Below are 11,914 nucleotides of genomic sequence, written 5' to 3' on the forward strand. Positions count from 1 at the left end.
GTAATGGCATATAACCAATTGAAACAACAGTTAATCGAATATAGTAAAGAGATAGGTATCGATAAAATCGGGTTTACGAGTGCATCACCTTTTTCGGAATTGAAATCTCGTTTGAAGGAACAACAAGATCTTGGCTATGCTTCAGGTTTTGAAAAAGGTACGATAGAGGAAAGAACAGAACCACAAAAGCTGATGCAAGGCGCAGAATCGATCATTGCCATTGCACTAGCCTATCCGACAAAAATTTCGAATGCACCTAGAAGCAAGAAGGGTGAACGTAGAGGAATGTTCTGTCGAGCATCTTGGGGAACGGATTATCATATTGTCCTTCAGGAAAAGCTTCAAAAGCTTGCAGACTTTTTAGAAGAAAGAATCGCTAATTTCCAATATAGTTCGATGGTGGATACAGGAGAACTGTCTGATCGGGCTGTCGCCGAACGCGCGGGTATTGGTTTTAGTGGGAAAAATACTTTATTAATTTCACCAGAGCTAGGCTCCTATATTTATCTCGGTGAAATGATTACAAATATTCCATTTACACCTGATCAGCCTTTATCTGAAGGCTGCGGCACATGTACAAAATGTCTTGATGCATGTCCAACCGGTGCTTTAGTTGAACCAGGAAGGCTAAATGCACAGCAATGTCTCGCTTTTCTCACTCAAACAAAAGGATATATGCCAGAGGAGCATAGAGACAAGCTTGGCAACTTCATCTATGGCTTCGAGACATGTCAGGTCGTTTGTCCTTATAACTATCGCGTTGATTTTCATCATCACCCAGAATTTGAGCCAGATCCTGATCTTGTTAAACCAAAACTAGTAGATTTATTATTCATTTCTAACCGTGATTTCAAGAAGAAATTCGGTAAAATGGCAGGTTCTTGGAGAGGAAAGAAGCCATTACAACGAAATGCAATTTTGGCCCTTGCCCATTATCAGGAAAAGGACGCGATAGAGAAACTAATCCAATTAATGAATGAGGACCCTCGTCCTGTTATTCGAGGAACAGCAGCTTGGGCAATTGGGAAAATTGGAACATTAGAAGGTTATCAAGCCATTGAAAAGGCTATGGAAGAAGAAAACGATCAAGAAGTGTTAATCGAAATGAAAAAAGGTCTTAACTTTCGAGATGAAAAGAAAAGGGGGATTAGCAAATGAGCATGCTGGCATATGAGGAGTGGCAGTCACCAATCGGTATGATTACGATAGTAGCAGACAATGAAAAGCTCTATTCCTTTCAATATGGAAGCTTTAAGCAAAACGAAACAGAGCTTATTCAATGGTGTAAAAAATACCAATTGCCAACCTCTTTTATCCATCAATCTCCTGTTATTGATGAAGCTATTAAACAACTAACCGAGTATTTTAATGGAGAAAGAAAGCAATTTTCTGTTGATTATGTCTTGCATGGAACCTCTTTCCAGAAAAAAGTCTGGCATGCATTGTCGGAAATTCCATATGGTAAAACTTGCTCATACCAAGATATCGCAAGGAAAATAGGCACAGAAAAAGCAGTAAGAGCGGTAGGGGGAGCGAATAATAAAAATCCAATATCTATCATCATCCCATGTCACCGAGTCATCGGCAAAAATGGTAAAATGGTCGGCTATGGTGGTGGGTTAGATAAAAAAGAATATCTACTAAAGCTAGAAGAATTAAAAGGGTAAGGTTAGAGGTTAACCTTACCCGCTATATTTATTTATTCTGCTGATTCTTCTTCTGTTGTTTCTTCCGTTGTTTCTTCTGTTTGATCTTCTGTTTCCCCATCATCTTCAGCACAAGCTGTAAGTACACCTACTGAAAAGATAGCTGCAGCGAAAATAGATAACCATTTCTTTTTCATCCTTATCCCCCCTTTCTATCTCTTCTAACTATTAATACCATAAATTCAAATAAAAAATGCGGTTTTTTACAATCTTTACCTATTTTTTACATCTGATTAATATTCCTGTGCAGTAAACTCGCATTCCCTCGTCCTTTAGCGGGTGCGTTAGCTTTTCTTATCCTTTGGACTTCAACATTTTCGCTTCGTCACATTACTTCCTGCTAACATATTAGAAAAACTAGGCATTCGCTCGTTCTTTGGCGAATGCCTAGTTTTACTTATACTTGGTTCCTTAAAATTTCAGCTACGTCGAAACGCTACTGTGTAGAAATTTTATACTTTCCTAACGTACAAAGAAAAGGATAAGCGATACCCGCTTATCCTTTAGATGTATATTGTCACGGCGTTAACCGTTACTCACATTATTGACTTTCTTCTGTTTCACCAGTACCTAAATTCCCTTCCGCATCGCTACCGTCTTCTGCTGCTCCATTTTCTTCCATCATTCCATCTTCTGCTGCGGGATCCTCTTCCCCAGCTGGAGCATCTTCTCCTGTTGCAGGATCTTCTTCCCCAACGGCAGGATCATCTCCTGTTGCTGGTGCATCCTCACCTGTTGTTGGAGCCTCGTCTTCAGTCGCTGGTGCCTCTTCTGTTGGGGTATCGTTTTCGTCTGCTGGTGCTTCCTCATCACTACCACATGCTGCTAACATTCCTACAGATAGTACAGATACTCCTAATAACGATAATAATTTTTTTGTTTTCATTTTCAAACTACCTCCTTAAAATATCAATCACTTCATGCATACCCAGCTAAAAAATAGATTAATCCTAAAATGCTAACATTTTATATATCTTTAACATTCTTTAAATAATAGTAAAAGTTTTGCAATGTTTTAGATATAATGTGTTCACTTTGTCATTTTCTTCTTTTTCAATCATCTGTTGAATATACATAAACAGGGGGTGGAGAAGTTGAATGAGATGAATGTGATTAAACAATACTGGATGGATAATTACCGAAATGGAGCCTATCCACTACGCCAAAAAATGAGGATTCATCAGAAATATAATAAAAAAATAAAACAAATTACCGTTTCTGGAAAGCAAATGATCCATTACGCTGATCAACAAAAGGAGAAAGTAGTATATGAGCTCCACACCAAATATCTTATCGAGGATCACGATAATTTATATCATGAGGAAGAAAGTGATCGCCGTGTGGCATTGCTTAAAGATAATGAATTATTGGAGGATCAACGTATGGAAAATGGTCCTAGCATAACTGTTGTTCAATCTTCACGTTATGCCAATGATCAGGACATAAGGTTTTCATATGACAGAAGAGCTGCAGTTCAATATGCTGAACGTTGGTGGAATAGTGCCAATCCTCAATATCGTTACTTTGAAAGTAATGATTGTACGAATTATATCTCTCAGTGCTTGAGGGCTGGGGGCATGCCTATGCATGGAATGCCAAATCGATCAAAAGGCTGGTGGTACACAGGAGAAAATTGGAGCTATAGCTGGTCGGTTGCTAATGCTTTAAGATGGTATTTGAGTGGTTCAAGTAATACAAAAACGCTAGCTGAACCTGTCGAGCTCTTACCAGGTGATGTGATCTGTTATGATTTCCAAGGTGATGGAAGGTGGGATCATAATACGATTGTCGTAGCAAAGGACAGCCAAAATATGCCTCTTGTTAATGCACATACGAATAACAGTAGACATCGTTATTGGACATATGAGGATTCTGCTGCATGGACACCTAATTGTCAGTATCGGTTTTTTAAGATTGGCTCAGAATAAAGTGCAATATGAAGAAATTATGGTATAATAACTAAGCATGAAGCATGTTTAGAGGTGAAAATAAATTGGCAGTCCATGTAGTATTATTTCAACCAGAGATTCCGGCAAATACCGGTAATATTGCGAGAACATGTCTCGCGACAAATGTACAATTACATTTAATACGTCCATTAGGATTTTCAACAGATGATAAAATGCTAAGACGTGCAGGCCTAGATTATTGGCATGATGTTACGATTCATTATTATGATGCATTACAGGAACTATATGAAGCTTATCCTGACGGCGAATTTTATTATATCGAAAATTTTGGCTCCAAATATTATTCAGATTTTGACTTTAGTGATTCATCTAAGGACTTATTTTTCGTATTTGGTAGAGAAACAAATGGGATTCCGAAGGAGCTACTAGTCGGAAAAGAGGACTACTGTCTACGAATTCATATGACAGATAAGGTGCGTTCCTTGAATTTATCCAATACGGCAGCAATTATTGTGTATGATGTTATGAAGCAGCAAGGATTTCCAGGATTAACCTAAAGGCTGAAATATATCGAAATAGGAAGGTGAGAATCCGAAAATCTTCGGATTTTTCCTTTTTACAAAAGAAAAACTACTAATGAGAGTTTCATTAGTAGCACCATTTCTAATCATTACGTCCTGTTATAATAATGTTTTTCATCATTTCTTTATTAGGATACTGAGCTTTTTCGTATTGCTGGCATACCCTCTCTGTATCATATGGGACCCGGACATGACTAGTGGAGAATGCACCTTGATGAAGCTCTACGATGGCATATGAAGCCTGTGATATTCCATCAAAAGGCAGGCCAACACTTCCTAAATTAAGGATGGTTTTTCCATCAGCCACTCGCTTATATGCTTTATGAATATGCCCGTATAAGTAAAGATCGGCTGGTTTTATTTTAGTTAGTTTTTCAACTAACTGCTGATCAGTGGCCTCAGGTAATACCACTTCAAATAAACTTGTTGGGGTTGCATGAAAGGCATGTATAGTAACATGCTCCACCTCAAGAAATAAATCTGTAGGTAGGTGTCTTAAAAAATCTATATCCTCTTCATCTAACTGTCCTACCGTCCATTTTTGCTCCTCTTGCATGATAGAAAGCGCTTGGTCTGGTACCTCTCCTTTTTCTACACCTCTAAGGATCCATTCATCGGCATTTCCTTTTATTACTTTTGTATCTAGAGAGCGGATCATTTCTAGTGCGCGCTTTGGCTCAGGACCACGATAAGCAATGTCACCAAGTACAATAATTTCGTCAACCTTTTGTTGGTGAATATTCTCTAAAACTGCTTCAAGTGCAACCGCATTCCCGTGAATATCGGAGATAAATGCTATTTTCATAAGTATCACCTCAACTCCATCATAATTCAAAGCAAACGTAGTTCCAAGTATAAGCAACGATTTTGACTAGAATTCGAAAAAAGAATTATAATGAGAATAGGAAAACTATGAATTTAGGTTTTACAATCTGATAAAAAGGGTATAATTTTATAGATGAGAGGGAGGTATGGAAATGTTCTCATTTATGACAAGTGAAATACCATCTTTTATTAAAATCGAATTAGAAAAATTATTCCATAAATTAAGTCCTCTAATGAAGAAAAATACGAAATACATGATGTTTGCAATGCCTTTATTATTTATTTCTGTGTTTAATTTGATTTTCTTTCTATTTTTCGGTGGATTCGAAAGTGGTATGACGGCCATTATATTAGTGTATGCATTAATGGCAGCAGTAGGAATGGCACTATATAAAGAAACTAAGTATATCAAGAAAAAAATCCTTGCACTAGAGGTAGAACATATTGTTACAAGAATTGAAAAAAGCGAAGTAATGAATGATTATAAGAAGAAGGATTATATTTCGCTTATAAAAAACCAACCAAAGATTGGTATCCAGACATTTATGAACTTCTTAACAGAGGAACATGAAAGAAGAAAAATGATGCAAGAATAAAAGTCACTTTCGAAGTGGCTTTTTTATTTGCTTGATGAAAGGTTTTAATAGGGTGAATTTCCTATTTTGTACAAGTTTAGGTTGACATAAAAGGTAAATCATGAGAATATATACATGCGTTCTTTATAAAGAATAAAGTGTTCATTATAATAATTAACAAAAAACAGAGAAGCACAATGGACTAAGAGAAAGTCTTTTGCGGAGAGGGGGATTTTAGTGGAGAGTGCATTAAGAATATTACATGTTGTTGAGGAAATGAAAAATGGAGAAAAAGAAGCTTTCCTAATGAATGTGTATCGAAAAATAAACAGAAAGAAAATTCAGTTTGACTTTTTGACAACTGGGGATGGGGAATTTGATAACGAGATTAGACAATTAGGTGGACACATTTACCGAATACCAAGTCTATCGGAAGGATATTTAGCCCATAAACGATCATTGAGACAGTTCTTTAAGAAGCATCGGTTCTACATAGTTGTCCATAGTCATTTAGATCAATGGAGTACCTTTGCTCTAAGAGAAGCAAGACGTGTAGGTATTCCGGTTAGAGTAGCACACAGCTATCAGAATGCAAATGATGGCTCTTGGAGTCTAAAAATGCGGAAGAATATTGTCGGTTTATTTATTTTATTTCTGGCGACCGATTACTTTGCATGTTCGACAGATGCTGCTAAATGGTTGTTTAAATGGAAAGCTGAAAAGGCTGTGCTGATGAGAAATGCGATCGATCTAGAAAGGTTCTGTTATTCGAAATCAACGAGAGAGGAAATGCGCGAGCACCTATTGTTAACAGAACGAGAGTTTGTAATTGGTCATGTTGGTGAGATGACAAAGCAAAAAAACCATTCTTATCTATTGGATTTATTCATTGCATTCAGAAGAAGAATTCCACAAGCAAGATTAGTGCTTGTCGGAGATGGTCCATTACAAAGAGAGATCGAAGAAAAGATAGATCAATATAAAATAAAAGAATATGTCCATATTTTAAACAACGAAGAAAATCAATGGCAATGGATTCAAGCATTTGATGTGTTTGTTTATCCTTCCCTCTACGATGGTTTTTCAACATCACTGATAGAAGCACAAGGTACTGGAGTTCCGATTCTAGCGTCTGATACGGTTACAAAAGAAGTAGATATGGGTTATCAATTAATTGATTATATTTCCATTGAGGAAAAATTATTATGGCTAGAGAAAATCGAAAGGATATACAGCGAAAGAAAGCGAATCCAGGTAAACCAAGCAACATTATTAGAAAGTGGATTTGAGCTTAAAAATCTTGCACATGAAACAGAACAAAGATATTTAGAGCTACGTGATGAACGAATATAAGGTGAAAAGATCATTAGAACAGAGGTACTAAAAATGAAGATTGGTAGGAATATAAGTGACATTCGCAAGAAAAAGAACATGACATTATCAGAATTAGCCGAAAGAGCGAATATATCAAAATCTTATTTAAGTAATCTAGAAAGAAGTTCAAATGGTAACCCGTCGATACATATTGTTGAAAAAATAGCAGAAGTATTACATGTCGATGTTTCTACATTACTAGGGGAAGAAAAAGAATCTCTCGTTGCGGAAAAGGAATGGAATGATTTTGTTTATGAATTGAAAAAGCTTGGAATTGATCGACCGAAATTGGAAGAATATAAAGTCCTATTTGAGTTTATTCGTTGGAAAAATAAGCAATCCTGTCAAGATGTTGGCGATTATGATGGCATTGCCAATCAAATACAAGGAATGGAGTCAAACAATGAAAAAAATTTTAATGGTGATTGATCCGTATGATCCTATTCTCTCTATCCAACAGATAAAGTCCATGTTTCATTATCATTATAAGGAAAAAGATCAAGTATATGTTCAAATGATGGAATACCATCGTGGTCTTTACGAATATTTAAAAGATTATGCGAGTGTCTTACCTCCTCTTAACTTAAGAAAAAGTAATAAAAAGGATGAATCTAATAACCAGCATTATTGGCAGTTTAGCTTTGTCCCATTGACAATTCCAAGGAACATTCGTATCGCAAGCTACAATTACCCGAGTATTACAGCTGTTTTTTGGAATCATTTAAGTCCGTTGATTCAGCTGGATAGAAGAGTGTATGATCATGTCCTGGTTTTTTCACAAGGAGTATCCGTTTTTTATGTAAAAGAAAAAATAGAAACAGCGAAAGTTACTTATTATCTTCATGTGATATCTCCATTGATAGACCTGAGAGAAGAGTTGCCAAATTGGCTATATATTACCAATTCATTTTCTTTCTATCATTGGCAAAAGACTTCGGGTGTCAATGTATTGTATCAGAGAGATAACCATCAGTTGGAAATGGTGCTAGCGGCAGCAAAAATTGGCGAAGGTTTTTCAGATAGAGGTGGGATGAGAATTCTTTCACCTGGTAACTGGTCCACTCCACAACAGCTGGATGAATTTATTCACATTTGTCGGGAAATCAAGAAGAAAAAGTTATCTGTTAGATGGTATTTATATGGCAACACCCCGTTCATCTATCAGATCATAGAGGAGATCCATAAATACCAATTACAGAATCAAATCGTCTTGTTAGGGGAAAAGCATAATCTTTATCAATATTTAAAGCAAGCAGATTTTTATATGGAATGGGAAGAGGGACAACATTCCCTGTTGTCAGAAGCCATTCTTCTCGATAAACCAGTATTATCCTTGGGTTTAGTTTATCCGTGCGTTCGTTATTTAGAAGGAAAAGTACTCTCATATGAATTATTACAAGTAGTCACTATGTTTCGACAACATATACAAAAATAGACAAAAAAACAAAAAGTTTGACTTAATGTTCTTTTAAAAGAACGAAAATGCTTTATAATATAAAAACATTAGGAAAAATAGTCATACATGAGGGAATGTGAATCATACTAATGTAAAAAGGAATAATAATAGTATGAAATGAGTAAATGAAAAACTGGAGGAAGTCAAGATGGTAAAACATACAGTAGTAGTTGCAGAAGCACAAACGCTATTCAGAGATATGATAACAAGCTTTGTTGAGGATATGGAGGAATTTAGCGTCATTGGAAAGTTAACTAATGGCCAAGAGGTGATAGACTTTATTAAGCAAAAGGAAGTACGCCCATTTCTTTGCTTGTTGGATATACATATGCCTATCATGGATGGTATGGAATGTGCAAAAAAGTTAAAGGAAATTTATCCAAACATTAAAATTGTCCTATTATCTGCCTATGAAGATGAAGAATCGATTGAGCGGGTTTTGTCAGTTTGTGCGGATGGGTATATTTTAAAGAGCTCTAGTTTAGACGAATTTAAAGAAACGTTACGATTTATTATCGATGGAAAATTTGTTGCTCCACAAAAAATGGTCCATCATTTTGCCAAAAGGTTAGATAGCTTATTAAAGATGGAACGTGAAAGCTCACTTCACTATATAAAAGAGCATTTTAATCATCGAAAAGACTTTAATAAGAGAGAATGGCAAATCATTCAATTAATGAAAAAAGGCTGGACAAACCGAATGATTGCGGAGCATTTAGGAATAAGTGAAGGTACCGTAAAGAACTATTTATCGATTATTTACAAAAAATTAAATATCAAAAGTCGCGTAGAGCTTTTAAAAATATTATCTGAAATGACCGGATAGATGCCTACATTTTTTCTCGATAGGCTCTAGGTGAGATGTTATATTGCTTCTTAAATACTCGATGGAAGTAGGAATAGGAACCAAATCCACAGTTTAGCGCAATATTTTCTAGTGTCATCGTCGTGTATTTCATTTGGTTAATGGCAGTAGATATTCGAATAGATTGAGCATATTCAATAATTGTCGTTTGCAGATGTTCTTTAAATAAGTGAACACACCTCGATACACTTAGATGACAATGGTCAGCTACATCTTGCACCTTAAATCCTTGTTTTGTTGCATGCTCTTCGATATATCTCATCATTCTTGTGATGATATATGGGCGATGAATATCACTAACTTTTCGATCAATAGACCTTTCTAAGGAAACACACAATGCACTTAGCAAATACTGGTTAAGTTCACTGTTTCTTTCTTTAAGAGGTCTTCTTTCCTCAATAATTAGATGGTGCCATAAATCCAGCAGTGTATCATCTAAGTGTATCTTTGAGAGGGTTGGTGCATGCCTGAAACGTTGATCGATCCATTCCCCCTCACAATATAAGTGAAAATCTCCACTTTTTTGTTGTTCTCCAACATAAAGCTCATATGTTTCATTTGGTTTTACGATCAATAGATCCCCTTTTTCGATTGGGTGTTCTTTTCCTCCAACCTTCACTTGTGCGGTACCATCAATCTGTAATCGAAATAAATAGGATACATACCGAGATTGATGAGAAGTATTGTACGCATAATTGTGATAAGAATATCCACAAAAACCTATTTTCATTTTTTTCATCCTTTTCAACCATTGATTTTAGCAAAATAGTTCATGTATTCATTATATCATTTATGTTCAAGGCGACAATAATCTACTAGTATATAATCAAATAAGAAAGGTGAGGAGGAAGAATAGTGAAAGTATTAGTATGGAACGAAAATCGACACGAAAAACAAAACGAAGAGGTTGCCAAAATCTACCCTGAAGGTATTCATGGTGCGATTAAGCAGTTTCTCGAAGCAGATGATGTGGAGGTAAATACGGCAACTTTAGATGAACCAGATCATGGCATAACAGAAGAAAAGCTGGCAGAAACAGATGTTTTAGTATGGTGGGGACATATGGCTCATCATGAGGTGAAAGATGAAATCGTTAACAAAATCCATGAACACATATTAAATGGAATGGGACTTGTCGTATTACACTCTGGTCACTTTTCGAAAATCTTCAAAAAGCTTATGGGAACAAGCTGTGATCTAAAATGGCGCGAAGCAGATGACAAGGAGCGTATGTGGGTAGTAGATCCGACTCACCCAATTGTGGACGGAATTGGTGAATTTATTGAAATCGATAAGGAAGAAATGTATGGCGAGCATTTCGACATCCCTGCCCCAGATGAGCTAGTATTGGTGAGTTGGTTTGAAGGTGGAGAGGTATTCCGCTCAGGATGTACGTATCGCAGAGGGAATGGCCGTATAGTTTATTTTCGACCAGGTCATGAAACTTATCCTACTTATTACCATAAAGATGTGCAAAAAGTAATTCAAAATGCGGTTAGATGGGCAAAGCCTGTTGGTAGAGAGTATCCAACATACGGTAATGCAAAACCATTAGAAAAAATCGAACCAAAATCATAAGTTGAGGAGAGGATAAATATGAGTTTATTAAAGGTTGCTGTTATTGGATGTGGAAGTATTGCCATTCATCGTCATTTACCAGAATACAATGCGAATCCAAATGTTGAGATTGTTGCGGTTTGTGATGTGATTGAGGAAAGAGCGCAGGAAGCAGCGGAAAAATACCAAGCAAAGGCGTACACGGATTATAAGCAGGCAATTACAGAAAGTGATGCCGATTTAGTCAGTGTTTGTTTACCAAATTACCTACATGCCCCTGTTTCCATTTTTGCTGCTGAAAATGGTAAACATGTGCTTTGCGAAAAGCCAATGGCGACATCTGATGAAGAGGCAAAGCAAATGATTGCTGCAAGTGAGAAAGCTGGCAAAAAACTAATGATCGCCCATAACCAACGTTTCGTAGCTAGTCATCAAAAAGCACGAGAAATCATCGCGAATGGCGACCTAGGTAAAATTTATAGCTTCCGCACGACATTCGGCCATGGTGGACCAGAAGGATGGAGTATTGACGGAGCAGATAGCTGGTTCTTCCGTAAAGAGGAAGCGTTTATTGGTGCGCTAGGGGATCTAGGTGTTCATAAAGCAGATGTTATTCGTTACATCCTTGATACAGAGTTTGTGGAAGTAGCATCCATGATTGAATCATCGGCAAAGGAAAATAGCGATGTAGACGATCAGGCTGTTACGATTTTGCGTAGTGAAAAAGGCATTATCGGAACATTGACGGCAAGCTGGGCTTATAAAGGTGGGGAGGATAATTCCACAGTGATTTATGGGGAAAAAGGAAATCTTCGATTGGAAGATGATCCAACATATAGCCTTATCGCACGTTTTACAGATGGTACAAAGGTAAATTATGATCTAGGTCAAATCCAAACAAATGATAGTGGTGGGCAAACATCATCAGGTGTGGTAGATCATTTTGTTCATAGTGTATTAAATGATACAAAACCACTTATCGATGGAGAAGAAGGCTACAAATCATTGAAAATCATTTTAGCAGCATTAGAGGCAAATGAATCGAAGAAGAATATCTCATTATAA

15 protein-coding genes are annotated in these 11,914 nt (G+C 36.6%); 11 read left to right on the top strand and 4 right to left on the bottom strand.

From position 1 onward, the window contains the following. The first annotated feature begins 3 nt into the window (after window positions 1–3). Window positions 4–1,158 (top strand): tRNA epoxyqueuosine(34) reductase QueG, encoded by a 1,155-nt coding sequence (gene queG / locus ACZ5R4_RS19355; RefSeq protein ID WP_464367848.1) that lies wholly within the window; start codon window positions 4–6, stop codon window positions 1,156–1,158. Next, on the top strand, window positions 1,155–1,667 hold the full coding sequence (locus tag ACZ5R4_RS19360) for a methylated-DNA--[protein]-cysteine S-methyltransferase (RefSeq protein ID WP_109983706.1): 513 nt from the start codon (window positions 1,155–1,157) through the stop codon (window positions 1,665–1,667). The genes queG and ACZ5R4_RS19360 overlap by 4 nt, the downstream gene beginning before the upstream one ends. 32 nt (window positions 1,668–1,699) lie before the next feature. On the opposite strand, the gene ACZ5R4_RS19365 is transcribed toward ACZ5R4_RS19360, so the two are convergent. Further along, window positions 1,700–1,843 (bottom strand): hypothetical protein, encoded by a 144-nt coding sequence (locus ACZ5R4_RS19365; RefSeq protein WP_181397440.1) that lies wholly within the window; start codon window positions 1,841–1,843, stop codon window positions 1,700–1,702. Window positions 1,844–2,247: 404 nt separating this feature from the next. Continuing rightward, complete coding sequence (locus ACZ5R4_RS19370) at window positions 2,248–2,592, bottom strand: hypothetical protein (protein ID WP_109983705.1); 345 nt, start codon at window positions 2,590–2,592, stop codon at window positions 2,248–2,250. Between the two features lie 217 nt (window positions 2,593–2,809). Between ACZ5R4_RS19370 and ACZ5R4_RS19375 the strand changes: the two genes are divergently transcribed. Then, entirely contained in the window at window positions 2,810–3,634 is an 825-nt protein-coding gene (locus ACZ5R4_RS19375; RefSeq protein WP_109983861.1) for an amidase domain-containing protein, read from the top strand. Between the two features lie 65 nt (window positions 3,635–3,699). Next, window positions 3,700–4,173, top strand: a complete 474-nt coding sequence (locus ACZ5R4_RS19380; RefSeq protein ID WP_054787190.1) for a tRNA (cytidine(34)-2'-O)-methyltransferase — start codon at window positions 3,700–3,702, stop codon at window positions 4,171–4,173. 106 nt (window positions 4,174–4,279) lie between these two features. Here the strand turns inward: ACZ5R4_RS19380 and ACZ5R4_RS19385 are convergent, their stop codons facing one another. Further along, a complete protein-coding gene (locus ACZ5R4_RS19385; RefSeq protein ID WP_054859755.1) occupies window positions 4,280–5,002 on the bottom strand; it encodes a YfcE family phosphodiesterase in 723 nt (240 codons plus the stop codon). A gap of 172 nt (window positions 5,003–5,174) precedes the next feature. Between ACZ5R4_RS19385 and ACZ5R4_RS19390 the strand changes: the two genes are divergently transcribed. From ACZ5R4_RS19390 to ACZ5R4_RS19410, 5 genes are all read left to right on the top strand, one after another. Then, on the top strand, window positions 5,175–5,618 hold the full coding sequence (locus ACZ5R4_RS19390; RefSeq protein ID WP_054859756.1) for a DUF5392 family protein: 444 nt from the start codon (window positions 5,175–5,177) through the stop codon (window positions 5,616–5,618). 216 nt (window positions 5,619–5,834) lie between these two features. Next, the gene (locus ACZ5R4_RS19395; RefSeq protein ID WP_109983701.1) at window positions 5,835–6,950 is read left to right on the top strand and encodes a glycosyltransferase; all 1,116 of its coding nucleotides are present in this window, start codon (window positions 5,835–5,837) and stop codon (window positions 6,948–6,950) included. A gap of 33 nt (window positions 6,951–6,983) precedes the next feature. Beyond that, window positions 6,984–7,400 carry a helix-turn-helix domain-containing protein gene (locus ACZ5R4_RS19400; RefSeq protein WP_109983700.1) on the top strand — a complete coding sequence of 139 codons (417 nt, stop codon included), beginning with the start codon at window positions 6,984–6,986 and terminating at the stop codon, window positions 7,398–7,400. Next, complete coding sequence (locus ACZ5R4_RS19405) at window positions 7,375–8,406, top strand: hypothetical protein (RefSeq protein WP_464367849.1); 1,032 nt, start codon at window positions 7,375–7,377, stop codon at window positions 8,404–8,406. The genes ACZ5R4_RS19400 and ACZ5R4_RS19405 overlap by 26 nt, the downstream gene beginning before the upstream one ends. 169 nt (window positions 8,407–8,575) lie before the next feature. Next, the gene (locus ACZ5R4_RS19410) at window positions 8,576–9,253 is read left to right on the top strand and encodes a response regulator (RefSeq protein WP_054859759.1); all 678 of its coding nucleotides are present in this window, start codon (window positions 8,576–8,578) and stop codon (window positions 9,251–9,253) included. Between the two features lie 4 nt (window positions 9,254–9,257). Here the strand turns inward: ACZ5R4_RS19410 and ACZ5R4_RS19415 are convergent, their stop codons facing one another. Beyond that, window positions 9,258–10,022: an AraC family transcriptional regulator gene (locus tag ACZ5R4_RS19415; protein ID WP_109983698.1), complete on the bottom strand. Its 765-nt coding sequence runs from the start codon at window positions 10,020–10,022 to the stop codon at window positions 9,258–9,260. A gap of 122 nt (window positions 10,023–10,144) precedes the next feature. Here ACZ5R4_RS19415 and ACZ5R4_RS19420 point away from each other — a divergent pair, with 122 nt between their 5' ends. Beyond that, window positions 10,145–10,870: a ThuA domain-containing protein gene (locus ACZ5R4_RS19420; protein WP_464368519.1), complete on the top strand. Its 726-nt coding sequence runs from the start codon at window positions 10,145–10,147 to the stop codon at window positions 10,868–10,870. Window positions 10,871–10,888: 18 nt separating this feature from the next. Next, window positions 10,889–11,914, top strand: a complete 1,026-nt coding sequence (locus tag ACZ5R4_RS19425) for a Gfo/Idh/MocA family protein (protein WP_464367850.1) — start codon at window positions 10,889–10,891, stop codon at window positions 11,912–11,914.

The sequence above is a fragment of the Gracilibacillus sp. JCM 18860 genome (assembly GCF_055395245.1).